The organism is Bradyrhizobium sp. SSBR45G (assembly GCF_030159255.1).
Taxonomy (GTDB): Bacteria; Pseudomonadota; Alphaproteobacteria; order Rhizobiales; family Xanthobacteraceae; genus Bradyrhizobium.
The window spans coordinates 227,371-252,241 of sequence record NZ_BSCT01000005.1; the positions used below are offsets into that span (position 1 = coordinate 227,371).

Annotated in this window: 23 protein-coding genes, 1 tRNA gene and 1 riboswitch; of the genes, 16 read left to right on the top strand and 8 right to left on the bottom strand. The window is 66.5% G+C overall.

Annotated features, from left to right (window positions below; all coding sequences use genetic code 11):
* Positions 1-19: 19 nt before the first annotated feature.
* A riboswitch (ZMP/ZTP riboswitch) is annotated at positions 20-100 on the top strand.
* 23 nt (positions 101-123) lie between these two features.
* Positions 124-1,716, top strand: coding sequence for a bifunctional phosphoribosylaminoimidazolecarboxamide formyltransferase/IMP cyclohydrolase (gene purH, locus QQL87_RS09150; RefSeq protein WP_284417104.1), 1,593 nt, complete (start codon positions 124-126; stop codon positions 1,714-1,716).
* A 130-nt stretch (positions 1,717-1,846) separates the two neighbouring features.
* On the opposite strand, the gene QQL87_RS09155 is transcribed toward purH, so the two are convergent.
* Entirely contained in the window at positions 1,847-3,256 is a 1,410-nt protein-coding gene (locus QQL87_RS09155; protein ID WP_284417105.1) for an MFS transporter, read from the bottom strand.
* Positions 3,257-3,397: 141 nt separating this feature from the next.
* Between QQL87_RS09155 and ggt the strand changes: the two genes are divergently transcribed.
* A complete protein-coding gene (gene ggt / locus QQL87_RS09160; RefSeq protein ID WP_502871144.1) occupies positions 3,398-5,149 on the top strand; it encodes a gamma-glutamyltransferase in 1,752 nt (583 codons plus the stop codon).
* 184 nt (positions 5,150-5,333) lie between these two features.
* Positions 5,334-6,740, top strand: a complete 1,407-nt coding sequence (locus tag QQL87_RS09165) for a serine hydrolase domain-containing protein (protein WP_284417106.1) — start codon at positions 5,334-5,336, stop codon at positions 6,738-6,740.
* A gap of 3 nt (positions 6,741-6,743) precedes the next feature.
* Here the strand turns inward: QQL87_RS09165 and QQL87_RS09170 are convergent, their stop codons facing one another.
* Positions 6,744-7,409, bottom strand: a complete 666-nt coding sequence (locus QQL87_RS09170) for a glutathione S-transferase family protein (protein WP_284417107.1) — start codon at positions 7,407-7,409, stop codon at positions 6,744-6,746.
* Between the two features lie 167 nt (positions 7,410-7,576).
* Between QQL87_RS09170 and QQL87_RS09175 the strand changes: the two genes are divergently transcribed.
* The 5 genes from QQL87_RS09175 (at position 7,577) to panE (ending at position 12,194) form a co-directional block, all read left to right on the top strand.
* Complete coding sequence (locus QQL87_RS09175; protein ID WP_284417108.1) at positions 7,577-8,149, top strand: DUF2239 family protein; 573 nt, start codon at positions 7,577-7,579, stop codon at positions 8,147-8,149.
* A gap of 111 nt (positions 8,150-8,260) precedes the next feature.
* The gene (locus QQL87_RS09180; protein ID WP_502871145.1) at positions 8,261-9,607 is read left to right on the top strand and encodes an MATE family efflux transporter; all 1,347 of its coding nucleotides are present in this window, start codon (positions 8,261-8,263) and stop codon (positions 9,605-9,607) included.
* Between the two features lie 88 nt (positions 9,608-9,695).
* Positions 9,696-10,304 carry a 2-hydroxychromene-2-carboxylate isomerase gene (locus QQL87_RS09185; protein ID WP_284417109.1) on the top strand — a complete coding sequence of 203 codons (609 nt, stop codon included), beginning with the start codon at positions 9,696-9,698 and terminating at the stop codon, positions 10,302-10,304.
* A 107-nt stretch (positions 10,305-10,411) separates the two neighbouring features.
* Complete coding sequence (locus QQL87_RS09190; RefSeq protein ID WP_284417110.1) at positions 10,412-11,149, top strand: SDR family oxidoreductase; 738 nt, start codon at positions 10,412-10,414, stop codon at positions 11,147-11,149.
* Positions 11,150-11,270: 121 nt separating this feature from the next.
* A complete protein-coding gene (gene panE, locus QQL87_RS09195) occupies positions 11,271-12,194 on the top strand; it encodes a 2-dehydropantoate 2-reductase (RefSeq protein ID WP_284417111.1) in 924 nt (307 codons plus the stop codon).
* A gap of 206 nt (positions 12,195-12,400) precedes the next feature.
* Here panE and QQL87_RS09200 read toward each other — a convergent pair whose 3' ends face one another.
* Positions 12,401-12,976: a c-type cytochrome gene (locus tag QQL87_RS09200; RefSeq protein WP_284417112.1), complete on the bottom strand. Its 576-nt coding sequence runs from the start codon at positions 12,974-12,976 to the stop codon at positions 12,401-12,403.
* A 138-nt stretch (positions 12,977-13,114) separates the two neighbouring features.
* Positions 13,115-14,377, bottom strand: coding sequence for a PQQ-dependent sugar dehydrogenase (locus QQL87_RS09205; protein ID WP_284417113.1), 1,263 nt, complete (start codon positions 14,375-14,377; stop codon positions 13,115-13,117).
* A gap of 381 nt (positions 14,378-14,758) precedes the next feature.
* On the opposite strand from QQL87_RS09205, the gene QQL87_RS09210 reads away from it, so the two are divergent.
* The 3 genes from QQL87_RS09210 (at position 14,759) to QQL87_RS09220 (ending at position 19,080) form a co-directional block, all read left to right on the top strand.
* On the top strand, positions 14,759-16,105 hold the full coding sequence (locus QQL87_RS09210; RefSeq protein WP_284417114.1) for an amidase: 1,347 nt from the start codon (positions 14,759-14,761) through the stop codon (positions 16,103-16,105).
* Between the two features lie 98 nt (positions 16,106-16,203).
* Positions 16,204-17,508 carry a nicotinate phosphoribosyltransferase gene (gene pncB / locus QQL87_RS09215; RefSeq protein WP_284417116.1) on the top strand — a complete coding sequence of 435 codons (1,305 nt, stop codon included), beginning with the start codon at positions 16,204-16,206 and terminating at the stop codon, positions 17,506-17,508.
* A 111-nt stretch (positions 17,509-17,619) separates the two neighbouring features.
* Positions 17,620-19,080 (top strand): caspase family protein, encoded by a 1,461-nt coding sequence (locus QQL87_RS09220; protein ID WP_284417118.1) that lies wholly within the window; start codon positions 17,620-17,622, stop codon positions 19,078-19,080.
* A 53-nt stretch (positions 19,081-19,133) separates the two neighbouring features.
* Here the strand turns inward: QQL87_RS09220 and QQL87_RS09225 are convergent.
* Positions 19,134-19,208, bottom strand: a tRNA-Gly gene (locus tag QQL87_RS09225).
* Between the two features lie 287 nt (positions 19,209-19,495).
* Between QQL87_RS09225 and trxA the strand changes: the two genes are divergently transcribed.
* The gene (gene trxA, locus QQL87_RS09230; RefSeq protein WP_284417119.1) at positions 19,496-20,416 is read left to right on the top strand and encodes a thioredoxin; all 921 of its coding nucleotides are present in this window, start codon (positions 19,496-19,498) and stop codon (positions 20,414-20,416) included.
* A gap of 49 nt (positions 20,417-20,465) precedes the next feature.
* Positions 20,466-21,140: an LON peptidase substrate-binding domain-containing protein gene (locus QQL87_RS09235; protein ID WP_284417120.1), complete on the top strand. Its 675-nt coding sequence runs from the start codon at positions 20,466-20,468 to the stop codon at positions 21,138-21,140.
* Here the strand turns inward: QQL87_RS09235 and QQL87_RS09240 are convergent, their stop codons facing one another.
* The 3 genes from QQL87_RS09240 to QQL87_RS09250 form a co-directional block, all read right to left on the bottom strand.
* Positions 21,141-21,971 carry an FTR1 family iron permease gene (locus tag QQL87_RS09240; protein WP_284417121.1) on the bottom strand — a complete coding sequence of 277 codons (831 nt, stop codon included), beginning with the start codon at positions 21,969-21,971 and terminating at the stop codon, positions 21,141-21,143. It lies immediately after the preceding gene.
* A gap of 10 nt (positions 21,972-21,981) precedes the next feature.
* Positions 21,982-22,329 carry a cupredoxin domain-containing protein gene (locus QQL87_RS09245; RefSeq protein WP_284417123.1) on the bottom strand — a complete coding sequence of 116 codons (348 nt, stop codon included), beginning with the start codon at positions 22,327-22,329 and terminating at the stop codon, positions 21,982-21,984.
* Between the two features lie 368 nt (positions 22,330-22,697).
* Complete coding sequence (locus QQL87_RS09250; protein ID WP_284417124.1) at positions 22,698-23,048, bottom strand: hypothetical protein; 351 nt, start codon at positions 23,046-23,048, stop codon at positions 22,698-22,700.
* Positions 23,049-23,135: 87 nt separating this feature from the next.
* On the opposite strand from QQL87_RS09250, the gene QQL87_RS09255 reads away from it, so the two are divergent.
* Genes QQL87_RS09255 through QQL87_RS09265 form a run of 3 tightly spaced genes read left to right on the top strand, consistent with a single transcriptional unit; the run spans position 23,136 to position 24,858 of the window.
* Positions 23,136-23,678 carry a TetR/AcrR family transcriptional regulator gene (locus QQL87_RS09255; protein ID WP_284417125.1) on the top strand — a complete coding sequence of 181 codons (543 nt, stop codon included), beginning with the start codon at positions 23,136-23,138 and terminating at the stop codon, positions 23,676-23,678.
* Between the two features lie 55 nt (positions 23,679-23,733).
* The gene (locus QQL87_RS09260; protein WP_284417126.1) at positions 23,734-23,931 is read left to right on the top strand and encodes a Trm112 family protein; all 198 of its coding nucleotides are present in this window, start codon (positions 23,734-23,736) and stop codon (positions 23,929-23,931) included.
* Between the two features lie 3 nt (positions 23,932-23,934).
* Positions 23,935-24,858: an alpha/beta hydrolase gene (locus QQL87_RS09265; protein ID WP_284417128.1), complete on the top strand. Its 924-nt coding sequence runs from the start codon at positions 23,935-23,937 to the stop codon at positions 24,856-24,858.
* The last annotated feature ends 13 nt before the right edge of the window (positions 24,859-24,871 follow it).

The following is a 24,871-nucleotide window of genomic DNA, read 5'->3' on the forward strand; positions in this document are numbered from 1 at the left end:
GCAAAAACTGATATGAGCGCGGCTCTCGCGCGACTGGCGACTTTGGATGGAGCACCATCGGGGAGCGCGGGATTTGATGCCGTGCGCCTGGGCAATTTGAACTCCTGCACAAGGACTCTGCCCATGACCAATCAGCTTCGTCCCGTTCGTCGTGCCCTGCTTTCCGTCTCCGACAAGACCCGCCTGACCGACTTCGCACGCGCGCTCGCTGCGCGCGGTGTCGAATTGATTTCCACGGGCGGCACCGCCAAGGCCATCGCCGAAGCCGGCCTCAAGGTGAAGGATGTCTCCGATCTGACCGGCTTCCCCGAGATGATGGATGGCCGCGTCAAGACGCTGCATCCCAAGGTGCATGGCGGCCTGCTCGCGATCCGCGGCAATGACGAGCATGCGGAGGCGATGAAGACCCATGGCATCGCGCCGATCGATCTCCTGGTCGTCAATCTCTATCCGTTCGAAGCCACGGTGGCGAAGGGCGCGCCGTTCAGCGACTGCATCGAGAACATCGACATCGGCGGCCCGGCGATGATCCGCGCCGCATCGAAGAACCACGAGGATGTCGCCGTCGTCGTCGACGTGGACGACTATGAGGCCGTGCTGGAGGACCTCGCGCGGCACGAGGGCTCGACCACGCTGCTGTTGCGCCGGCGGCTCGCCGCCAAGGCCTATGCGCGCACCGCGGCCTATGATGCCGCGATCTCCAACTGGTTCGCCGCGACCATCCAGAACGATACGCCGGACTATCGCGCCTTCGGCGGCAAGCTGATCCAGTCGTTGCGCTATGGCGAGAACCCGCATCAGCATGCGGCGTTCTACGAATTGCCCGGCCGGCGGCCCGGTGTCGCCACCGCGCGCCAGCTCCAGGGCAAGGAGCTGTCCTACAACAACATCAACGACACCGACGCGGCCTATGAGTGCATCGCCGAGTTCGATCCGACGCGCACCGCGGCCTGCGTCATCGTCAAGCACGCCAACCCCTGCGGCGTGGCGGAAGGCCCGGATCTCATCACCGCCTATCAGAAGGCGCTGGCCTGCGATTCGACCTCGGCGTTCGGCGGCATCATCGCGATGAACCGCAAGCTCGATGCCGCCACCGCGCGCGCCATCACCGGCATCTTCACCGAGGTGATCATCGCGCCCGATGCGACCGAGGAGGCGATCGCCGTGATCGCGGCCCGCAAGAACCTGCGGCTGCTGCTGGCCGGCGCCCTGCCCGATCCGCGCGAAGCCGGCCTCACCGCGAAGACCGTTGCCGGCGGGCTGCTGGTGCAGAGCCGCGACAACGCGGTGGTCGACGACATGACGCTGAAGGTCGTGACCAGGCGTGCGCCGTCCGACGCCGAGTTGCGCGACCTGCGCTTCGCCTTCCGCGTCGCCAAGCACGTGAAGTCGAACACCATCGTCTATGCCAAGGATTCGGCAACGGTCGGGATCGGCGCGGGACAGATGAGCCGGGTCGATTCGGCACGCATCGCGGCGCGCAAGGCGCTCGATGCGGCCGACGCGCTCAAGCTCGCCGAGCCGCTGACGAGGGGATCGGTGGTCGCCTCCGACGCGTTCTTCCCGTTCGCCGACGGCATGCTCGCCTGCATCGAGGCCGGCGCCACCGCGGTGATTCAGCCGGGCGGATCGGTGCGCGACGATGAGGTCATCAAGGCCGCCGACGAGCACGGCATCGCCATGGTGCTGACCGGCGTCCGGCACTTCCGGCACTGATCGCGCCGACAATCTCCGCCGTCATTCCGGGGCGTCGCGGAGCGACGAGCCCGGAATCCACACTCACGATGGTGGTTATGGATTCCGGGCCTGCGCCTGCGGCGCATCCCGGAATGACGGCGGAGCGAGTTCAGGCGCTCTGCCCCGCAGGACGATCAGCGTTCACCCTTGCCAACAACACCAGCCCCGCGGCGAAGAACAGCACCAGCACGGCCATGCCGGCCTTCTGGCTGGCCGTGACCGCGGTGATGGTGCCGATCAGCAGCGGGCCGATGAAGGACGTCACCTTTCCGGTCAGCGCAAACAGGCCGAAATATTGCGCGACGCGCGCCTTCGGCACCATATGGATCAGCAGCGAGCGCGAGGCCGCCTGGAGCGGTGCGCCGCAGGCGCCGATGACACAGCCGAGCAGCAGATAGGCGCGCTCGGGCCACGAGCCGAACAGCGGCCCGCCGGGCGTGGCCGGCGCCACGGGAATGAACAAGATCGAATTGCGGCTGACCAGGAGGATCGCGATGATCGCAAGCAGCAGCAAGGTCATGCTGCCGGCGATCACGCGCTTGGGTCCGAGCCGGTCGTCGAGCTTGCCGCCGAGCCAGCCGCCGAGGGTGCCGGCCGCCGCCAGGATGATGCCGAAAGTGCCGATCTGGATCGTGTTCCAGCCGAACGTGCCGGCGGCATAGATGCCGCCGAAGGCGAACAGCGACACCAGGCCATCCGTGTAGATCATGTTGGCGATCAGGAAGAGCGCGACATCGCGCTGCTGTGGCAGGCTGCGCAGGGTGTCCTTCAGCTGGCCGAGGCCCTCGCGCACCGCGGTACCGAGCCGGCGCCGCGCCGGAAAGTCCGGCGTGAACAGGAACATCGGCAGCACGAAGATGATGAACCAGATCCCGGTGAGCGGCCCGGAGATGCGGTCGCCCTGATGCGTCACCGGGTCGAGGCCGAGCAGCGGCATCAGACCGAACAATGTGCGCCCGGTTGCCGGATTGGCGGCCATGAAGCCCAGCACCAGCACCAGCGACAGGATGCCGCCGATATAGCCGGTGGCCCAGCCGGTGCCGGACAGGCGGCCGATGCGCTCGGGCGGCACCAATGTCGGCATCATCGCATTGTTGAACACGGTGGCGAACTCGACGCCGATGGTGGCGATCACATAGGCCGCAAGCAGCGGCGGGATGAGGTCCGGCACGCCGGGCCGCCCGATCCACATCAGGCCGGAACCGACCACGAGCATCGCACCAAAGGCGGCGATCCACGGCTTGCGCTGCCCAGTGGCATCGGCGATGGCGCCGAGCACGGGTGACAGCAGCGCAATGACGATGCCGGCTGACGCGGTCGCAAAGCCCCACAGCGCCTGACCGCTCGCGGCATCGGGCGCGACGTGGGCGGCGAAATAGGGGGCGAAGACGAACGTCGTGATCAGCGTGAAATAGGGCTGCGCCGCCCAATCGAAGAAGATCCAGCTGACGACCGCGGCCCGCCCGGGATAGCTGGCCGCCTCGGCCGCATCGGTGGTCTCGATCGTGGTGACGGCCATTGCAAACTCCTCCCGGCGTCGGCTCGCGCGACGGTGACGGCGTCGCATCTTGCGACGATCACGATGTCGCGTTTTACGGCGGCGACGCGGCCCTATAACATCTGACGATCCCGGGCGGATGGCAGCAGCGGCAGATTTGCGATGACCATGTTCACGATTGATCGACGACGGCTCCTTGCCGGTGTCATGCTGTTGCTGGCCGGCAGCTTGCCGGTCCGCGCATTCGACGCGCAGGGCGTCGACATCCCGCAGCCGCCGAACGTCGTGGCCCCGGCGCAGTCGCCTGCGCATGGCATGGTGGTGGCGCAGGAGCGCATCGCGGCCGAGGTCGGCCAGCGCACTCTCGCGCTTGGCGGCAACGCGGTCGATGCCGCGGTCGCGACCGGATTTGCGATGGCCGTGACCTATCCCGTCGCCGGCAACATCGGCGGCGGCGGCTTCATGGTCATTCACCTCGCCAGGACCAGCGAGGACATTGCGATCGACTATCGCGAGACCGGGCCTGCGGCGATGACGCGCGACATCTTCCTCGGCGCCGACGGCAAGCCTGATATTGCCAAGTCGCGCGATTCGGCGCTGTCGATCGGCGTGCCCGGATCGGTCGCGGGCCTGGCGCTCGCGCTGGAGAAATACGGCTCCGGCAAATTCACGCTGGCCCAACTGTTGTCGCCGGCGATCGCGCTGGCGCGCGATGGCATTCCCGTCGCCGACGACGTGGCCTTCACCTTGCCGATGATGGCGCCGCGGCTGGCGAAATGGACATCATCGGCCGCGATCTTCATGCGTTCCGACGGCACGGTGCTGAAGGAAGGCGACCGGCTGATCCAGAGCGATCTGGCGGCCACGCTCACCGCAATCGCCGAGCAGGGACCGCGCGGATTCTACGAGGGGCCGGTTGCCGAGAAGCTCGCCAAGGCCATCCAGGGGGCCGGCGGCATCATGACGGCGGCGGATCTCAAATCCTATCAGCCGGTGCTGCGCACGCCGGTGCGCGGCACCTATCGCGGCCATGACATCGTCTCGATGCCGCTGCCGTCGTCCGGCGGCACGGTGCTGGTCGAAATCCTGAACATCCTCGAGGGCTTTCCGCTGGCGGAACTGAAGCAGGGCTCGCCGGCGTCGCTGCATCTGCTGATCGAGTCCATGAAGCGCGCCTATGCCGACCGCGCCCGTTATCTCGGCGACCCCGCCTTCGTCGACGCGCCGGTCAAGGGGATGCTGGCGAAGGACTATGCCGCGCGCCAGCGCGCCGGCATCGATCCCGCACGCGCCACCAGCGCCGGCGATGTTCTCAACATCAAGCCGCTGCGCGAGGGCAGCAACACCACGCATTTCTCGGTGGTCGACAATGACGGCAACGCGGTCAGCAACACCTACACGCTGAACTTCCCCTACGGCGTCGGCCTCGTCGCCGAGGGCACCGGCGTGCTGCTCAACAACGAGCTCGACGATTTCACCGCCGCTCCGGGCGCCTCCAACGCCTTCGGCCTGGTCGGCTTCGAGGCCAACCTGCCGGGTCCCGGAAAGCGACCGCTGTCGTCGATGTCGCCGACCATCGTGCTCAAGGATGGCAAGCCGGTGCTGGTCACGGGCTCGCCCGGCGGCAGCCGGATCATCTCGACGGTGCTGCAGGTGATCGTGAACGTGCTCGACTACCAGATGGACGTCCGCGACGCCGTCAGCGCCCCGCGTCTGCATCATCAATGGATGCCCGACGAGGTCAAAGTCGAGAAGGGTTTTGCCGACGGCGTTCTCGCTGACCTCCGTGCGCGGGGCCACAAGATCGAGGAACCGATGGGGCGGACCTCCGCCAACTCGATCCTGGTGACGCCGAACGGCCTGGTCGGCGCGCCCGATCCGCGCAGCAAGGGAGCGACCGCCGCAGGCCGTTGACCCCCGGCATAGCGTCATCCGGCGCGCCCGGTGGCCGTGGCGGATGTGGTTGCCACGGATGACGATTTGCCGCCGCCGCCCGGCCGTGTTCCACCATGTCCCTCCGTTGGCGCGGTGGCAAAGCCGGGTTAGAACGGACGGCGGAGCGCGGCGTGGCGCGCGCAAAGGGATTTCAGGCGTTCTGGTGAGCTTGCGACGTTTTTCGGTCGGTCTCCTGGTGTTCGCGGGCCTGCTGGTGGCGGGCTGGCTCACCTATCGGCCCGACCGGGCGCTGCGCGCCGCGACCACGGCGGTCGCCGAGATGATCTGCGCGAAGACCTTCGTCTCCGGACTCGATCCGCAAACCACCTTTGCCGAGACGATGGAGCGCCCCGGCCTGCGCCGCTTGCGCGCGGTGATGCGCTACCGGGTCGAGACCGACATGCGGATGGTGGAAGCATCGCTGCTCGGCCTCCATGGCAGCCGCGCATTGTTCCACGACGGGCTGGGCTGCGTGTCGCTGCAGGGCCAGAAGGCGCCTTACGTGCCGCATAGCGACGTGAGCACGCTGCGTGCGACGGAGACTCCGCCGGCGCTGCCGGACTTTGCGGAGACGAACCCGGTCGAGCCGACCGATCCGGCGCTGCAGGCCGCGCTCGATCACGCTTTCGAGGAACCGGCCGGTCCGCCGCTGCGACGGACCAAGGCCGTCGTCATCGTCAAGGACGGCCGGCTGATCGCCGAACGCTATGCATCGCCGATCGGCATCGATACGCCGCTGATCGGCTTCTCGATGACCAAGACGGTCACCAACGCGCTGCTCGGCATTCTCACGCGGCAAGGCAGGCTCAGTCTTTCGATGCCGGCGCCGGTCGCGGAATGGCGCGATCCGACAGATGGCCGGCATGAGATCACCATCGAGCAGCTGATGCGCATGACATCAGGGCTGGCGCTGGACGAGACCAATTCCGGGTTCGACCCGACCAGCCAGATGGAGATCCACCGCGACATGGCGGCGTTCGCGGTGCACGCACCGCTGATCGCGCCGCCGGGCCAGCGCTGGGCCTATTCGAGCGCGAGCACGCAGATCCTCGCCCGCATCATCCGCGATGCCGCCGGCGGTCCGGAGCAGACCATCGAGCTCGCCTGGCGGGAGCTGTTCAACCCGCTCGGCATGCGCCATGTGACGCTGCAGTTCGACGGCACCGGCACGATGCAGGGCCATGCCAACATGCTGGCGAGCGCGCGCGACTGGGCGCGGCTGGGGCAGCTTTATCTCGGCGATGGTGTCGTCGGCAACAGACGCATCCTGCCCGAGGGCTGGGTGGCGATGTCCGCGACCGCGACGCTGGACACCGACTATGGCGCCGGGCTGTGGACCAACCGCAGCCAGCACGTTCACGCGCAGGGACGCGCCAGGCAGGGCATCCCCGCGGACGCCTTCTTCGCCTTCGGCCTGCTCGGCCAGCGGCTCGTGATCATGCCGAGCCAGCGCATGGTGGTGGTCCGGCTCGGCGATGCCATCGATCCGGACGGCGACATCAAGGGCGTCGCCCGGCTGGTGCGCGAGGTGATCGCGGCGACCGAATCGCCGGCGACGGCCGCGAAGTAGCGCTCAGCGACCGATCTCGTAGGGGCCGCCCTTGTCCAGCGCGATCTTGTAGGCGGGACGTGCCTCGATGCGCGCGAGCCAGTCCATCGCGCGCGGATGGCCCTGCTCCAGTCCGCCGCGCGCGGCGGCGGCCTGCAGCGGGAAGCTCATCTGGATGTCGGCGGCGGTGAACTCGCTTCCGGCGAACCAGTCGCTCTTCTGCAGCTCGCTCTCCCAGAATGCCATGTGCTGCTTCAGCTGCGGATTGACCAGCGTGGTCAGCGCCTGGCTCGACACCTTGCGCACGATCGGCCGCAGCAGCGCCGGCGCCCGCTTCGGCATGATGTTGAACAGCAGCTTCAAGAGCAGCAGCGGCATCGCCGAGCCTTCGGCATAATGCAGCCAGTAGGAATAGCGCAGCCGCTCCGGCGTCTTCGGCGGCGGGATCAGCCGTCCATTGCCGTAGGTCTCGACCAGATATTCGACGATGGCGCCGGATTCGGCGACCGTGTTGCCGTTGTCGGTGATGACCGGCGACTTGCCGAGCGGATGGATGGCGCGCAGTTCCTTGGGCGCGCGCATGTCGGGCTGGCGCTCGTAGCGGATGATCTCATAGGGCACGCCGAGCTCTTCGAGCAGCCAGAGCACGCGTTGCGAGCGGGAATTGTTGAGGTGGTGAACGGTCAGCATGAAGTCCCCGAGAAGCCGGATCCGAGTGGGCGATGTTCCGTAGCAGGACAAAACCGGTTCGGCGAGGCACCGGAATAGGCTGCGGAGCCCCAATAATTCACCCGGGTAATATTGACAAAGATTTCATCCGGATCTTATTAAGGCCGCCTCATACGGGAAAAGCGGACATGGATACCTACACCGCCTTCGCCGGCCACGCCCGCATCGCCGCCGGGCCGCTGCCGAAGGTCGCACTGGCGCTGAAGCACGGGCCGATGACGACGGCACCCGTCGTGATCTTCAGCGACAGCACGGGACGGCCGATCGACATCGATCTGCGCGGCAGCGACAGGGAGATCCTGGCCAGGCTCGCCGGCAGCGCGCCAACGCCGGCAGAGCCAGCACCTAGCGAGCCGCGCGGCCGCGGCCGCCCCCGGCTCGGTGTCGTCGCGCGCGAGGTGACCTTGCTGCCGGAACATTGGGAATGGCTAGGCGCGCAGCCTGGCGGCGCCTCCGTCGCGCTGCGCAAGCTGGTCCACGAGGCCAGGCGCGCCAGCGGCGACAAGGACCGCGCCCGCGAGGCGCGCGATGCGGCCTATCACTTCATGTCGACGATGGGCGGCAATTTGCCGAATTTCGAGGAGGCGTCGCGGGCGCTGTTTGCGGACGATCTTCCCCGCGTCGCAGCTTTGATCGTGGACTGGCCCGCCGACATCCGCGACCATGCGATGGCGCTCGTGCGTCGCCACCGCGCGGACTGAGAACAGCCGATCCGACAAGCCGGCGAGAGCGGCCGATTTTGGCAGCCTCTCGTTCCACTCCAGACAACACGAACCGCTGCTTCAGTCCAAGAGCGGCCGACGGAGCATGCCGTGACAACTCCCCCTTCGCTCCGCAAGCCGTTCCTGGTGTTTCTCGCGCCGATGATGCTGAGCAACATCCTGCAGTCGCTGTTCGGCACCATCAACAATGTCTATCTCGGCCAGATGATCGGCGTCGACGCGCTCGCCGCGGTGTCGGTGTTCTTTCCGGCGATGTTCTTCTTCATCGCCTTCGTGATGGGGCTCGGCTCCGGGGCCAGCGTGCTGATCGGCCAGGCCTGGGGCGCCAAGGAGCCCGCGAAGGTGAAGGCGATCGCCGGCACGACCTTGACCATCACGCTGCTGATCGGCGGCCTGATCGCGATCGGTGGCCTCTATAGCCGCGAACTGCTGACTGCGCTCGCGACGCCCGCCAACATCCTCGATGCGGCCTCGGGCTATGCGCGCATCATGATGATCATGATGCCGCTGACCTTTGCCTACATCCTGTTGTCGTCGCAGATGCGCGCCGTCGGCGACACCGTGACGCCGCTCGCGGCTCTCGCCGCATCGACCTCGCTGGGGCTGGTGCTGACGCCGATCCTGATTCGCGGCTGGTTCGGCGCCCCCCGGCTCGGGGTCGCGAGCGCCGCCTGGGCGTCGACGATCTCGACCCTGATCACGCTCACCTTGCTCCACGTCTATTTGCGCCGACGCAAACATCCGCTGGCGATCGACGCGGCATTCCTCAGGGGCATGCGGCCCGACCCCAGACTGCTTCGCATCGTGCTCCGGCTCGGCATTCCCGCCGCGATCGGCATGATCGTGATGTCGCTGGCCGAAATGGTGCTGATCGGGCTGGTCAACGGCTTCGGCTCCGATGCCACGGCCGCCTATGGCGCGGTCAACCAGGTGCTCGGCTACGTGCAGTTTCCGGCGCTCTCGATTGCGATCTCGGTGTCGATCTTCGGCGCGCAGGCGATCGGCCGCGGCAGCCCTGAGCAGATCGGCCGCATCGTGCGCACCGGAATCGAGATGAACGTGGTGTTGACCGGCGGCCTGGTGGCGATCGGCTATCTGTTCTCGCGGGTGCTGATGGGCTTCTTCATCACCGACCCCGCCGTGATCGAGGTGGCGCAGCGCTCGCTGCACATCGTGCTGTGGAGCTCGGTGCTGTTCGGCATGTCCACCACCTTCTCGGCGGCGATGCGCGCCTCCGGCACGGTGTGGATGCCGCTGGCGATCTCGGCCCTTTGCATCGCCTTCATCGAGGTGCCCGCCGCCACTTGGCTCAGCCGCGCCATCGGCCTCGACGGCGTCTGGCTGGCCTATCCCATCACGTTCACGGCGATGATGCTGCTGCAGATGAGCTTCTATCTGCTGGTGTGGCGCAAGCGGACGGTGCAAAGAATGATTTAGCATTCTGCAATATGACGCTCATCATAAAATCCTGGACGCCGTCGGCGTCCTGGACCACATTACGCAAAACAGTCGGAGGAGACCGCCCATGAGCCGACCCGCGCCAGAGTTCATGTTCGATTTCGGCAGCCCCAACGCCTTTCTCAGCCATGAGGCGATCCCGGCCATCGTCAAGCGCATCGGCGTCCAGTTCTTCTATGTGCCGGTGCTGCTCGGCGGCATCTTCAAGGCCACCAACAACAAGTCGCCGGCCGAATCGCTCGCCGGCATCAAGAACAAGCGCGAGTTCCACGAGGTCGAGACCCAGCGCTTCCTCAAGCGCTATCACGTGCAGCCCTGGGTCTGGAACCCGCACTTCCCGGTGAATACCCTGAACCTGATGCGCGCCGCGGTCGCCGCCCAGCTCGAAGGCGTGTTCGAGGCGTATGTCGACGCGGCGTTCCACCACATGTGGCGCGAGCCGAAGAAGATGGACGATCCGGAGATCGCGGTGGCCGCGATCACCTCGTCGGGACTCGACGGCGCCAGGCTGTTCGCGCGCGCCCAGGAGCCCGAGGTGAAGGCCAAGCTCGTCGAGAACACGCAGCGCGCGGTCGAGCGCGGCGCGTTCGGCTCGCCCACCTTCTTCGTCGGCAACGAGATGTTCTTCGGCAAGGAGCAACTGCGCGACGTCGAGGACTACATCCTGGGCAGGTAACTCCGTCATTGCGAGCGAAGCGAAGCAATCCAGAGTCACGCGCGCAGTCCTGGATTGCTTCGTCGCTTCGCTCCTCGCAATGACGTCGGACATTGGACGGAGACCCCATGCAACAACGCAACGCCACCGTCGCCGTGATCGGCGCAGGCGACTATATCGGCGCCGAGATCGTCAAGAAATTCGCGGCCGAGGGCTTCACGGTGTTCGCAGGCCGCCGCAACGGCGACAAGCTCGCGCCGCTGGTGGCCGAGGTCGAAGCCGCCGGCGGTCGGATCGTGGCGCGCTCGCTCGATGCGCGCAAGGAAGACGAAACCACGGCCTTCCTCAACGAGGCCGACAAGCATGCGCCACTCGAGGTCGTGATCTTCAATGTCGGCGCCAACGTCAATTTCCCGATCCTGGAAACGACCGACCGCGTGTTCCGCAAGGTGTGGGAGATGGCGTGCTGGGCGGGCTTCGTCACCGGACGCGAGGCCGCCCGGCTGATGCTGCCGCGCGGCGGCGGCAAGATCTTCTTCACCGGCGCGACCGCCTCGCTGCGCGGCGGCTCCGGCTTCGCGGCCTTTGCATCCGCCAAATTCGGGCTGCGCGCGGTGGCGCAGTCGATGGCGCGCGAGCTGATGCCGCAGAACATCCACGTCGCCCATCTCATCATCGATTCCGGCGTCGACACCGCCTGGGTGCGGGAGCGCCGCGCCCAGCTCTGGGGTAAGGAGGCGCTGGACAATCCCGACCTCCTGATGCCGCCCGCCTCGGTCGCGTCGGCCTATTGGCAGCTCTACCTGCAGCCGAAGAGTGCCTGGACGTTCGAGATGGAGATCCGGCCGTTCGGCGAGAAGTGGTGAGGGGCGAATAGCGAATGGCGAGTAGCGGGGAGCAGATCCCGAATGGGGGCCATCCCTATTCGCTACTCGCTATTCGCCATTCGCTTCTGCATGATGCGCTCACGAACAGAGGGATCCACCCATGCGTATTCTCGTCGTCGGCGCCGGTGCCATCGGCGGCTATTTCGGCGGCCGGCTGCTGCAGTCCGGCGCCGATGTCACCTTCCTGGTCCGGCCGCGGCGCGCCGCAGAGCTCGCGTCTGCGGGTCTCGTGATCCGCAGCCCGGCCGGCGACGTGACCTTGCCAAGTCCGCCGACGGTGCAGGCGGACAGCCTGAAGCAGCATTTCGATGTCGTGCTGTTGAGCTGCAAGGCCTTCGACCTCGACGATGCGATCAGCTCGTTTGCACCCGCGGTCGGCCCTGATACCGCGATCATTCCGCTGCTCAACGGCATGAAGCATCTCGACGTGCTCGACGCCAAATTCGGCCGCTCGCGCGTGCTCGGCGGGCTCTGCGCGATCGCGGCGACCCTGAACGACAAGCGCGAGGTGGTGCAGTTGCAGCCGATGCAGTCGCTGAGCTTCGGCGAGCGCGACGGCGGATCGTCGGAGCGCGTTCGCGCCATCTTCGAGATCTTCCAGCGCGGCAATTTCAACGCCTCCGCCAGCGAGCACATCATGCAGGACATGTGGGAGAAGTGGGTGTTCCTCGCTTCGCTCGCGGCGTCGACCACCCTGATGCGCGCGCCCGTCGGCGTGATCCTGACCGCGCCCGGCGGCAAGGATTTCCTGCTCGGCATGCTCGACGAATGCAGTGCCACGGCCGCGGCCGCCGGCTATGCGCCGGCCGGCGCGTTCTTCCAGCGCGTCTCCGGCATGATCACGGCCGAGGGATCACCCATGACGGCGTCGATGTTCCGCGATCTCCGCGCCGGCCTGCCGGTCGAAGCAGATCATGTGATCGGCGATCTCGTCGCCCGCGCCGATGCCGCCAAGGTGCCGGTGCCGCGGCTGCGGATCGCGTACACACAGCTCAAGGTGTATGAGGCGCAGCGGGGGAAGTAGACAGAGTGAGGCGAGGTCCCGCCACACATTCCGCTGTCGTCCCGGCCTTGAGCCGGGACCCATACTCTGCAGCGGTCGTTATGCAGGCAACTGCCAGCGAAGTCCCTCGATAGATTCCGCGGTATGGGTCCCGGATCGGCGTCCGCCGCCGCGTTGCGTCGGCGGACTTGTCCGGGACGACACCTGTTGTAGAAGCTGACCGTGAACTACAAATGCGCCAGATAATGCGCGAGCGCCGTGATCTCCTCGGCGCTGAGCGGATAAGCGACATCCGTCATCGCGGCCTGGCTGCCGCCGACGCGCTGGCCGCTCTTGTAGTCGTGCAGCGCCTTGACGAGATATTCCTCGCGCTGGCCGGCAAGGCGCGCCACGCCCTTGGTGCCGGCATAGCTGTCGAGATGGCATGACGGACAGCGGCGGCCGGCTGCCGCCTGCGCGCCTTTGGCCGAAAGGTCCGGGTCTTCGTCCGGCGGCGCCTTGGCCGGCTCCAGCGAGGCGAAATAGGCGCCGAGATTGCGGATGTCCTCGTTGGTCAGCTGCTCGACGATCGGCTTCATCGCCTCGTTCTTGCGGGTGCCGGCGCGGAAGAACACCAGCTGCCACTGGATGAACTGATCCTGCTGGCCCGCGAGCGAGGGAATGTTCTCGGTCTGCGAGATGCCGTTCTCGCCGTGACAGCCAGCACAGACCTCCGCCTTCGCCTTGCCGGCTGCAATGTCGGCCGCCTGCGCTGGCATACTCAGCAGCGCAAGCGCGAGCGCACCGGCAACTCCGTAACGCATGTCTCGACCTCCAATGTCACCCGGCTCGGCACTGCAATGATCGCGTCTCGCGCGGTCCCCGGACCAACGCACGGGACAGAAAATAGTTGGGGCTGCGGCCGCCACGATGGCAGCGCGCAGCCCCGTTTGATCAGACGCTCACTTCTTCTCGTAGCTGATGCGATAGATGGCGCCAGCCCAATCGTCCGCCACCAGGATCGAACCATCCTTCGCCATCACGATATCGTCGGGACGGCCGAGATAGCCCTGGTCGCCTTCGAGGAAGCCCGAGGCGAACACCTCCTGCTTGGCATCCTTGCCGTCGGGACCGACGATCACGCGCATGATCCGCGCACCCTGGTACTTGTGACGGTTCCAGGAGCCGTGCTCGGCGATCAGGATGTTGTTCTTGTACTCGGCGGGGAACTGGTCGCCGGTATAGAACTTCATGCCGAGCGGCGCGACATGCGCCCCAAGGTTCAGCACCGGAGGCGTGAACTCCGAGCATTTGTGACCCATCGCGAATTTCGGATCCGGCATGTCGCCCTGGTGGCAATAGGGATAGCCGAAATGCTCGCCGATCTTCGAGATCATGTTGAGCTTGTCGCTCGGCAGATCGTCGCTGACCCAGTCGCGCGCATTCTCGGTGAACCAGTAGCGGCCGGTGCGCGGATCGACGTCGCCGCCGACGCTGTTGCGCACGCCGAGCGCATAGACCTCGGCATTGCCGGTGCGCGGATCGACACGGCGGATCTGCGACACGGAGGTCGGCGGAATGCCGATGTTGAAGGGCGGGCCGAACGGCAGATAGAACCAGCCCTCCTTGTCGACCGCGATGTATTTCCAGCCATGCGCGGCGTAGGACGGCATGTCGTCATAGACGACCTTGCCCTGGCCGAGATTGTCGACATTGGCTTCGGCGTTCTCATATTTGATCAGCTTGTCGACCGCGATCACGTAGAGATTGCCGTCCTGGAAGGCGAGGCCGGTCGGCATGTTCAGGCCCTTGAGGACCGTCTTGACCTCGCGCTTGCCGCCCTTGTCGCTGATCGCATAGACGTTGCCGAGACCGAACGAGCCGACGAACAGCGTGCCCTTGTCGCCCCAGGCCATCTGCCGCGCGGCGAGCACGCCCGAGGCCCAGACCTCCATCTTGAAGCCGTCCGGCAGCTTCACCTTCTTGACGAGGGCTGCGAGCTCGGCATCGGACGCGCCGGTCGGCGGACCGGACGGCGGCGCCAGGCCCTTCTGATCCTCGGTCTCGTCGCCAAGGAACCAGTCGTCCGGCGGATGCGTCCAGAACTCCTTGGTGCCGGATTCATATTTCTTCAGAGCCTTCTGCTGCGCGCCGGCCATGCTGGTGCCGGCGAGAAGACCAATCGTTGCAAGCGCAAGAATGCTTCGGTGAAAAGCCGATATCATCGCTTCACTCCCATGAGGCAGCTCGTCTGGCTGCGTCTACTTATCGGAACGTATTTTGAGACGTCCTTTGGCCGGCCATGTCAGTGGTCCGACGTGAAAATGGTAGCACATCCTGTGCAGGTGAGAAGCGGATTGCAGGCGCGTTTGCGCGTAGCTCACGACGCACCGCTGCACGCATCGCATGCCACGTGCTCATTGCATTCGCACGCTTTTGCGATGCATCGATCGGTATCGCCGCGACGATGAGACATGCCATGCGCTGTATTCATGCACGCCGATCGCCGGCGCGATTGCGCACACGCATCGGCCATCGCTAGACTGCGGCGAGCGGAGGCTGCAAGCATTCAGAACCTCCAAAACTCGTGCCGCGCAGGATGCCTGATGCCTCAACCGTCCGTCTCCGAATCACCGCGCGCCGGCGCGGGCGTTCTCGAGCTGCTGCGTCGTTTCGCCGCCGACCCGGCCGCTGCGGCTACTTATGGTGAAGATTGTCTGCGCCGAACGCAGGCAATCGAGCCGCAGCTCAAGGCGTTCGAATATCTGCCGCGCGATGTCACCGCGAAAGCCGGTCCGCTCAGCGGAATTCCCGTCGCCATCAAGGACATCATCGCCACCTCGGACATGCCGACCACCAACGGCTCGGCGATCTATCGCGATCATGTTCCGGATGCCGATGCCTGGGTGGTGGAACGGCTGCGCCAGCTCGGTGCGACCATCTTCGGCAAGACGGTGTCGACCGAATTCGCCTGGCGTCATCCCGGGCCGACCGTCAATCCGTGGAATCCGGCGCACACGCCGGGCGGCTCGTCATCGGGCTCGGCCGCGGCCGTAGCGGCGGGGCTGGTGCCGCTGGCGCTGGGCACGCAGACGCTCGGCTCGGTGATCCGCCCCGCGGCCTTCAATGGGGTCGTCGGCTTCAAGCCGAGTTTCGGCGCGATCCCGCGCGTCGGCGTGCATCCGCTCAGCCCGTCGCTCGATCACATCGGCTTCTTCGCACGCCGCGTCGACGATGCGGCCTTTGCCCTGTCGTTGCTGGCCGGCACCAGCGCGGACGATGTCCATGGCCGGCCCCTGCCGGCGTTCGCCGTCGACGTCGCGCACGGCCTCACGCCGCTCGCCAGGCCACGGCTCGCGGTCGCGCGCTTCGCCAAATGGGAGCGCGTCGAGACGGAGCAGAAGGCGGTGTTCGAGAAGGTCATCGCGACGCTGCGCAGCGCCGGCGCCGTGGTCGAGGACATCGCGCTCGGGGAACTCGACGCGGTGAATGGGGATGCGGTCACCACGATCATGCTGAGCGAGGCGACGACGATCTTCTCGGATCTGATCGCGCGCTATCCCGACCGCGTCAGCGACGTCATGAAAGCGCATGTCGAGAGCGGACGGCGCAAGACCGCGATGGAGTATCTGGCCGCCAAGGCCGCACAGGCGGCACGGCAGAGATCGTTCGCCGCCGAGATCGACGGCTTCGATGCCGTGCTCACACTGCCCGCGTTCGGCGAAGCCCCGCGCGGCCTCGACTGGACGGGTGACGCGGAATATTGCGCGCCATGGACTTTTCTCGGCGCGCCCGCCGTCGCGCTGCCCGCAGGTTTCGGCAAGAATGGCCTCCCGCTCGGCGTGCAGATCACCGGCCCCTATCGCAACGACCTCCACCTCCTGCGCGTCGCGAAATGGGCGGAGGCGACATTGGCCTTCGATCCCGGCGTGCCGCTGCTGGCGCGCGCGTAGCGCCCGAGAAGCTCGAACCGGACACCGCCATAGACCGCAACCGCCCTTTGCGCCAAAGCCCAGTAGCGGGTTTCCAGCCGGCGCTGTAAAATCGTCGCATGACCGTCACAGATATCGCGAGCAGAACCTATAATCACGGCTGGCGCCTCGATCCGATCGTGCGCAGCCTGCTCGATACCGATTTTTACAAGCTGCTGATGCTGCAGATGATTCGGGAGTTCTACCCGGATCAGAAGGTAACCTTCTCGGTCATCAACCGCACCCGGCGCGTGCGGCTCGGCGACGTCATCGACGAGGGCGAGCTGCGGGCGCAGCTCGATCATGCCCGCACCATCCGCTTCGCCAAGAAGGAGCTGATCTGGCTGGCCGGCAACACCTTCTACGGCAAGACCCACATGTTCTCGCCAGAGTTCATCGCCTGGCTCGCCAGTTTTCGCCTGCCCGAATACGAGCTCCACAAGGCCGACGGCCAGTACGAGTTGCATTTTCACGGGCCCTGGACCCACACCACGATGTGGGAGATTCCGGCGCTCGCCATCGTCAACGAGCTGCGCTCGCGCCAGGCCATGAAGGGGCAGGGCCGGTTCGCTCTCGACGTGCTGTTCGCCCGCGCCAAGGCCAAGCTGTGGGCCAAGGTCGAGCGGCTGCGCAAGCTGGATGGCTTGCGGCTGTCCGACTTCGGCACGCGGCGACGCCACGGCTTCCTGTGGCAGCGCTGGTGCGTCGAAGCCGTCAAGGAGGGCCTGGGGTCATCCTTCACCGGCACGTCGAACGTGCTGCTGGCGATGGACAATGATCTCGAGGCCATCGGCACCAACGCCCATGAGCTGCCGATGGTCGCGGCTGCGCTCGCCAAGGATGACGACGAGCTGCGCTTCGCGCCCTATCGCATTCTCGACCAGTGGCGGCAGACCTATGCCGGCAACCTCCTGATCGCCCTGCCCGATGCGTTCGGCACCAAGGCCTTCCTGCGCGACGCGCCGGACTGGGTCGCCGACTGGACCGGCTTCCGCCCCGACAGCGCCCCGCCGATCGAAGCCGGCGAGGAGATCATCGCCTGGTGGAAATCCAAGGGGCGCGATCCCAAGCAGAAGCTGCTGGTGTTCTCCGACGCCATGGACGTCGAATCGATCGAGCAGATCCACCACCGCTTCTCCGACCGGGTGCGGCTGTCGTTCGGCTGGGGGACCAACCTCACCAACGATTTCGTCGGCTGCACGCCCGACGGCTCGGTCGATCTCGACCCGATCTCGCTGGTCTGCAAGGTGACGGCGGTCGACGGCCGTCCCGCGGTGAAGCTGTCCGACAACCCGGAGAAGGCGACCGGCGACCCCGCCGAGATCGCCCGCTACTTGCGCGTGTTCGGCGATGCCGGCCGGGTGCGGACGCCCGTGATCGTGTGAATCACGACGCACAATCCCTGTGCGTCGTCACCGATTCTTGTTCCGGTTTTGTTCGACCTGCGGTAAAATCAGGGCGCGAGCACGCAAATCGGATAACAGGAGATCGGTGGCATGCGTCGGGTGATCGGCCAAGTCAGACAATTGTTGTCGGCCGCCTTGTTGTCGGGACCGCTGTTGTCGGGCCCCCTCGTTTTCATCATCGCCATGCTCCTCGCCGCGGGACCTGCCGCGGCCGACAAGCGCGTCGCCCTGGTGATCGGCAACTCGATCCATGAACGCGCCCCGCTGCTGGACGAGCCGGCAGCCGACGCGCGCCTGCTTGCCGACAGGCTCGCGCAGCTCGGCTTCACCCTGAGCGGCGGCGCTGCACAGATCGACCTCGACAAGAAGGGCTTTGACCGCGCGCTCGCCGAGTTCAAGGGCCGGATCGCCGATGCCGACCTGGCGCTGATCTACTACGCGGGCTACGGGCTGAACCTGAACGGCACCAACTACCTCGTTCCGGTCGACGCCGCGCCGACCGGCGCCGCCGACCTCGGGAGCGAGCTCCGCGACTTAAACGCGATCCTGCGCGAGCTTGACGGCCCGAGTGGTCGGCAGAACGTCATCATTCTCGATGCATTCCGCTCCAACCCGTTCGCAACGCGCGGAATCGCCGGCCTGGCCGCGGGCCTGGTTCCGGCCAGCCTGCCCGCCCGCACCGTGATGTCCTTTGCTGCGCAGACCGGCACGACCGGACAGCGCGGCCCGAACGGTCATGGCCTGTTCACTTTCTCACTTGCAGAGGTGCTGCAGCAACCCGGCCAGCGCCTGATCGAGATCTTCAACCAGACCAACACGGCGGTGCAGCGCGCCACCAGCGGAGCGCAGCAGCCTGTCGTGATGTTCACGCTGCTGGACGGCGGCGCTCAGCTGAGCCCCACCGCCTCGCAGCCGGCAGGCCCCGTCACCAGCCAGCGTCCAGCTGCTCCCCAGCCCCCGACGCGCGCCACGTCACCCCTCGCGCCGGATGCGCGCACCCCCGGGCTCGCCGTGCTCTATGATGAAGACCTCTCGGACCCCAAGGGGAAGCGCTACTCCGGTTCGGTGATCTGGCGAGCCGAGACCTTCAAGAGTGCGCAAACGGGACGCACCATGACGGCGATCCGCGCCGACATCGACATTCCCGAGCGCAGGCTGAAAGCGAGCCTGCAGCTGCGGCCCAACGACGATCCCACCCTGCCGGCCAGTCACGTCGCCGAGCTCTCGTTCCAGCCGGCCCCCGAATTCGCCGGCGGCGGCGTCAGCAACGTGCCTGGAATCCTGATGAAGACGAATGAGCAGGCGCGCGGCACGCCACTGGCCGGACTCGCGGTCAAGGTGACCGAGGGCTCGTTCCTTGTCGGCTTCTCCAATGTCGATGCGGACCGCGCACGCAATGAAGAACTCCTCGCCGCTCGCGAGTGGCTCGACATTCCGATTGTCTATGCGAATCAGCGCCGCGGCATCCTGGCCATCGGCAAAGGTCCAAGCGGGGATCGCGTGTTTGCCGATGCGTTCGCCGCCTGGGGCAGATTCCAGCCCTCCCGCTGAGCGGAAGGTCACATCATCGATCGGTCAGGTGATGAGTCACGTTGCAGAAAATTTGGAGCGGGCGAAGGGGTTCGAACCCTCGACCCCGACCTTGGCAAGGTCGTGCTCTACCACTGAGCTACACCCGCATCCGTGACGCCTGGGCAGCGTGGCCGCCAGCGACGGGCAGACCTATGCCAAATGCCGCGGACGAATGCAACAGGTCTGCGACAGGTTTCGTACGTCAGGGCCATTCAATTTTGGGTGTCGGAGGGGCTTAATCCGGGTCGAATCGGCCATTTGGCGGACCCTCGCCGGGCCGGATTGAAATTTCCCTGGCGACCGCCACTTAAAGCGGTGGAAACCGTGTATTGAGGCGCGGCGGCGGCCGGTTCTCGGCGCGCTGTCCATCCCAGATTTTTCGGACGAGGACCTCGTGACCATTGTTGAGCAGGGCGGCGGAGCGACGCCGCAGGTGCCGGATCTGATCAAGGACACCACGACCCAGAGCTTCGTGAAGGACGTCATCGAGGAATCGAAGCGCCAGCCGGTCCTCATCGACTTCTGGGCGCCGTGGTGCGGACCGTGCAAGCAGCTGACCCCGATTCTGGAGAAGGCGGTCAAGGCCGCCAAGGGGAAGGTCAAGCTGGTCAAGATGAACATCGACGAGCATCCGGCGATTCCGGGCCAGATGGGCATCCAGTCGATTCCCGCCGTGATCGCCTTCGTCGGCGGTCGGCCGGCAGACGGCTTCATGGGCGCAGTCCCGGAGAGCCAGGTCGCGGCCTTCATCGAGAAGGTCACGAAGGGCGTTCCCGGCATCGGTGAGCCCGACATCGCCGAGATCCTGAAAGAGGCCGAGGCCGTGCTGGCGGAAGGCGATCCCGCGGGCGCCGCGCAGATCTACGCCGAGGTGCTGTCGGTCGACGCCGCCAACATCCCCGCACTCGCCGGCCTCGCCAAGTGCTACGTCGAAACCGGCGCGGTCGAGCAGGCCAAGGAGACGCTGGCGCAGGTGCCGGAGGCCAAGCGCAACGATTCCGCGGTCTCAGCCGTCCAGGCCGCGATCGATCTGGCCGAGCAGGCGCAGTCGCTCGGGCCGATCGGCGAGCTCGAACAGCAGGTCGCCGCCAATCCACTCGACCATCAGGCGCGTTTCGATCTGGCCATCGCACTGAACGCAGCGGGCAAGCGGTCGGAAGCCACCGACCACCTGCTCCAGATCGTGAAGCGCGACCGCAAATGGAACGAGGACGGGGCGCGCAAGCAGCTCGTGCAGTTCTTCGAGGCCTGGGGCGGTGCCGACGAGGCCACCGTCGAGGGCCGCAAACGGCTGTCGACGATCCTGTTTTCGTAACGGGGGCGCGGGGCTTCAGACACCAGTCTTAGCGGACACGAGGTATCGCATGCCGATCAATGCCGAATATCGCGGTCCTGCCGATCTGCCGGAGGTCATACCGGTGTTTCCGCTCGCCGGCGCCCTGCTGCTGCCGCGCGGCCAAATGCCGCTGAACATCTTCGAGCCGCGCTACCTCGCGATGGTCGACGACGCGTTCCGCGACGGCCATCGGCTGATCGGCATGATCCAGCCTGACGTCACGCATTCCGCCAGCGAGGAGCGCCCGGTGCTGTTCAAGGTCGGCTGCGTCGGCCGTATCACGCAGCTCGCCGAATCCGGAGACGGCCGCTACATCCTCGAGCTGACCGGCGTCTCGCGTTTCAGGGTGGTCGAGGAAATGACGGTGCTGACGGTTTATCGCCAGTGCAAGGTCGACTATTTCCCCTTCATCGACGACTTCACCGCCCGCAAGGGAGAGAGTGCCGTGGACCGCGACGCGCTGCTTGCGGTGCTGACCGATTTCCTCAAGGCCAACAACCTGAAGGTCGACTGGGCAGGGATCGAGGCCGCGCCGAACGAGGCGCTGGTCAACGCGCTCGCGATGATGTCGCCCTACGGTCCCGCGGAAAAGCAGGCGATGCTCGAGGCACCGGACCTGAAGACCCGCGCCGAGATCCTGGTTGCGGTCACCGAGATGGATCTCGCCAAGAAGCGGACCTCGGGCGATCCGCCGCTGCAATAGTTACTCCGCGGCGACCGCCCGCGGCGGTGCCGACGTCGTGGTCAGACGCATCAAGGCGATCGTCGCCACGATGACCCCGACATAGACCGCGAGCTGCATGCCGGTCGGCTGATCCGTATAGCCGATCAACGCCTTCAAGGTCCGTCCAGCAAGACCTTTCTCCGGCAGAACCGCACTCGAATCCCACATCACCTGATCGAACCAGGTCAGCCAGTTGGCGCGGGCGAGGAAGAACACCGCCTGCGCGGCCATTCCTGCCGACAGCAAGGTGATCAGAACGGTCGTGGTCCTGAACAGCGCGCGTGGCGGAATCCGCATCAGGCCGAGATAGGTCGCAAGGCAGACGGCGACCCCGAGCAGCAATCCGAGCACGCCGCCGCCGAGCAGCGCGCGGCCGCCGCCTTCATCCGAGGCCGCGACGCCATAGAGGAACAGCGCCACCTCGCTGCCCTCACGCAGCACCGCGATCGCGATCACCGTTGCCAGCGCCACCAGCGGCTTGGCGCCTTCGGCGACCGCCTGGCCCATCGTCCGCAGCTCATTGGCCATCTCGCGGCCGTGCCGGGCCATCCAGACATTGTGCCACGTCAACATGATCACGGCGGTCGACAGGATGGCTGCATTGAACACTTCCTGCCCCATGCCTTCGAACAGCTGCGTCAGCGTTCCCGCGAACGCCGCGACGACGCACGCGCCGGCGAGGCCGGCAAACAGGCCTGCGCCGATCCAGCGCAGGCGGTGCGGGACCGCGCTGGTGACGGCCAACACGATGCCGACGATCAGGCCGGCTTCGAACACTTCGCGGAAGACGATGATGAGCGCGGCGAGCATGGGACTGGACCTATTGAACGTTGACGAAGCCGCGGGCCTTTTCGTTGAAGTCGTTGTAGAACTCGTAACGACCCGACTTCATGGCCCGGACATTGAGGACGGCCTCGCTGTTGGCCGCGATGACCTTCTCGATCTTCAGCGTCTCGCTCTCGAACTCGATCGCCTTGCTCTCCATGTTCTTGACGCGGATGGTCAGCGGCGCATCCGCGGGAACGGTGGGCTCCTTCGGATCGAATTGCCCGTTGGCATAAGTGAGGCAGATCTCGTTCGGCCCCCCAGCCTGCACCTGCGTCGCGATCAGCAGCATGCCAAGGCTGCCGCCCGCAACGATCATCTTCCGCACCAATTCGACCAACATCGATCAGTCCTCTCGTATTCAGACAAGCAAATCGGAGACTGGTAGACGACCGACTGGATCGAGATCGACGACGCCATACCCGTTCGCGACGACGAACAGCTAAGCGGCCCGCCGCCGGGTCTGCAAAGAGACTCCTTCTAAGTTGGAACCATTCTTTGCGAATGTGTCGCGGCAGTGGCGAGCGGTTGGCTGCCGGCAGCCCTTGGGCATCGTTTCGTTGCGAAGTTCGTCGGCTCGCCATCTCGCCGCCGCGGATTGCGGACTGTGACCGAGACTCGGCCGTTTGATTGCCGGCTGGAAGCCAACACGCGACGAAACCTTGGCGCGCGCTCCCGGCGGGACTCGTCCCAGCCGAACCCGCAGCGTGGTCAATAGCCAGCAGCAGCGAGGGCGACGACGCCGGCAAGCATGATCCAGCCGAAATGGCGGGCACGAGTGGCGACTGCGTTTGCCATGGCGGCGGAGGCGAAGACGACGACCGCCGTGATCACCGTCCAGTGCCGCGCCGGCTCGGATCCCATCCAGGGCGCGGCGATCAGCAGGGCACCGAAGCCGATCCACGCGACGGTCCCGGCCTGCCAGACCAGACGAAGCAGCGTTCGCAGTCGCTCCGGCGAGATGGTGGCACGTGCAAACACGACGGTCTCGCCGAGCATCCCATGGATCAGCGCGACCGCGATCGACACCAGGCCGGCGGCCTGCAGCAAGACGTCACGCATCGCATCCTCCATACAGTTATGTATGGAATATGCGCCCGACGCTGGCGCCCGTCAATACAGTTGTGTATGGAAAGGCATGGTGGCGACATGAGCGAGCAGCTTTCGGCCAAGGACTGGCTGGACCAGGGTCTCAAGGTGCTGGCCGGCCAGGGCTTCACCGCGCTGAAGGCGGAGCCGATGGCCAGGGCCATGGGCGTGTCGCGGGGCAGCTTCTACTGGCACTTTGCCGACGTCGGCGCGTTTCATGCCGAGCTTCTGAAGCACTGGCGCGAGATTGCGGCCGAGCAGATCATCACCCGCGTCGAGGCGAGCGCAGGCGCCGAGCCGGCGATCGCCGTGCTGCTGCGCCGCAGCTTCACGGTCAGGGCCGCCCTGGAGCGGGCCGTTCGCAGCTGGGCCGCAACCGATGCCGCCGCGCAGCAGGCGGTCCAGGCGATCGACAAGCGGCGGCTCGGCTATGTCCAGAGCCTGCTCGCAGCCGAGGGGCTGGCGCCGGAGATCGCGCAGGCCCGTGCCCAGGTGCTGTACTGGGCGTTTCTCGGCTACGCATTGTCGGGCCGACCGCTGCCGGCCGGCCAGCAGGACGCCGTGCTCGGCGAGCTGATCCGGATCGCGCTGCTCAAGCCTTGAATGAGGACAGCGCCGCCGGCGATGTGGTAGAGAGGCGCCCGCCGGAGACCATGCCATGAACGCCCCGCTCGAACGCCCTGCCAATTCCGTCGATCCCAAGCTGCTCGAAATCCTGGTGTGCCCGATGACCAAGGGCTCGCTGGAATATGACGCCGCCAGGCAGGAGCTGGTCTCGCGCTCGGCCAAGCTGGCTTATCCGATCCGCGACGGCATTCCGATCATGCTGCCCGAGGAAGCGCGGAAGATCGACTGAGCGATGCGGGCCGTCGTCATCTGCTGCACGCTCGCGCTGGCCCTGCTCCCGCGGCTGGCCTCGGCCGAGGAGAGCGCCCTCCGCGTCGGCGCGATCGACGCCATCCTGACGACGCCGCCGGGCATCGAGCGGCCGCCGGTCGCGCTCCTCATCGCCGGGTCGGGGTCGACGGACCGGGACGGCAATGGGCCGCAGCTCAAGCCGGCGACCCTGAAGAAGCTCGCCGAGCAGCTCGCCGCCCGCGGCATCGCCAGCCTGCGCTATGACAAGCGAGGCGCGCGCGGCTGGAAGGCGGAGTTCGGCCGCCCCGAGGACTTCCGCTTCAAGGACTATGTCGACGACGCCGCATCCCTCGTCGACTCCCTGCGCGGCAAGTTCGCCCGCATCGTCCTGGTCGGCCACAGCGAGGGCGGCCTCGTCGCCATCCTCACCGCCCGCCGCACCCCGGTCGACCGCCTCGTCCTGCTCGCGGCGTCGGCGCGGCGGCAGGGCGACCTGCTCAAGACGCAGCTCGAGAAGAAGCTGCCGGCGGCCGCGATGGGGCCGGTCGCCAAGGCGATCGATGCCATCATGGCCGGGCAGGTGGTCGACCCGCCGCCGCCCGAGTTGCCGATCGCGCCGATCATGCAGCCCGGCATCGGCTCCGCCTTCGCCGAAGATCCGATCGATCCGCTGAAGCAGATCGTCATTCCGATCCTTCTCGTCGGCGGCGCCAAGGACTCGCAGATCGCCCGCCTCGACATGGTCGCGCTCGCCGCCGCAGCTCCAGCCGCCAAGTCGCTGTGGCTGCCGGAGATGAACCACGTGCTGGTCGACGTCGCCAATGAGGACGAGAACCTGTCGTCCTACAACGACCCCGACCGGCCGCTCGATCCGGACATGGTCGACGCCGTCGCCGGCTTCATCGCGGCCGCCGGCCCGCGCTGAACTCTCTGTTTGA

Coding starts and splice junctions, on each gene's coding strand:
- purH (WP_284417104.1), top strand. CDS start 124: ATGACCAATCAGCTTCGTCCCGTTCGTCGTGCCCTGCTTTCCGTCTCC.
- QQL87_RS09155 (WP_284417105.1), bottom strand. CDS start 3,256: ATGGCCGTCACCACGATCGAGACCACCGATGCGGCCGAGGCGGCCAGC.
- ggt (WP_502871144.1), top strand. CDS start 3,398: ATGACCATGTTCACGATTGATCGACGACGGCTCCTTGCCGGTGTCATG.
- QQL87_RS09170 (WP_284417107.1), bottom strand. CDS start 7,409: ATGCTGACCGTTCACCACCTCAACAATTCCCGCTCGCAACGCGTGCTC.
- QQL87_RS09175 (WP_284417108.1), top strand. CDS start 7,577: ATGGATACCTACACCGCCTTCGCCGGCCACGCCCGCATCGCCGCCGGG.
- QQL87_RS09185 (WP_284417109.1), top strand. CDS start 9,696: ATGAGCCGACCCGCGCCAGAGTTCATGTTCGATTTCGGCAGCCCCAAC.
- QQL87_RS09190 (WP_284417110.1), top strand. CDS start 10,412: ATGCAACAACGCAACGCCACCGTCGCCGTGATCGGCGCAGGCGACTAT.
- panE (WP_284417111.1), top strand. CDS start 11,271: ATGCGTATTCTCGTCGTCGGCGCCGGTGCCATCGGCGGCTATTTCGGC.
- QQL87_RS09200 (WP_284417112.1), bottom strand. CDS start 12,976: ATGCGTTACGGAGTTGCCGGTGCGCTCGCGCTTGCGCTGCTGAGTATG.
- QQL87_RS09205 (WP_284417113.1), bottom strand. CDS start 14,377: ATGATATCGGCTTTTCACCGAAGCATTCTTGCGCTTGCAACGATTGGT.
- QQL87_RS09210 (WP_284417114.1), top strand. CDS start 14,759: ATGCCTCAACCGTCCGTCTCCGAATCACCGCGCGCCGGCGCGGGCGTT.
- pncB (WP_284417116.1), top strand. CDS start 16,204: ATGACCGTCACAGATATCGCGAGCAGAACCTATAATCACGGCTGGCGC.
- QQL87_RS09220 (WP_284417118.1), top strand. CDS start 17,620: ATGCGTCGGGTGATCGGCCAAGTCAGACAATTGTTGTCGGCCGCCTTG.
- QQL87_RS09235 (WP_284417120.1), top strand. CDS start 20,466: ATGCCGATCAATGCCGAATATCGCGGTCCTGCCGATCTGCCGGAGGTC.
- QQL87_RS09240 (WP_284417121.1), bottom strand. CDS start 21,971: ATGCTCGCCGCGCTCATCATCGTCTTCCGCGAAGTGTTCGAAGCCGGC.
- QQL87_RS09245 (WP_284417123.1), bottom strand. CDS start 22,329: ATGTTGGTCGAATTGGTGCGGAAGATGATCGTTGCGGGCGGCAGCCTT.
- QQL87_RS09250 (WP_284417124.1), bottom strand. CDS start 23,048: ATGCGTGACGTCTTGCTGCAGGCCGCCGGCCTGGTGTCGATCGCGGTC.
- QQL87_RS09255 (WP_284417125.1), top strand. CDS start 23,136: ATGAGCGAGCAGCTTTCGGCCAAGGACTGGCTGGACCAGGGTCTCAAG.
- QQL87_RS09260 (WP_284417126.1), top strand. CDS start 23,734: ATGAACGCCCCGCTCGAACGCCCTGCCAATTCCGTCGATCCCAAGCTG.
- QQL87_RS09265 (WP_284417128.1), top strand. CDS start 23,935: ATGCGGGCCGTCGTCATCTGCTGCACGCTCGCGCTGGCCCTGCTCCCG.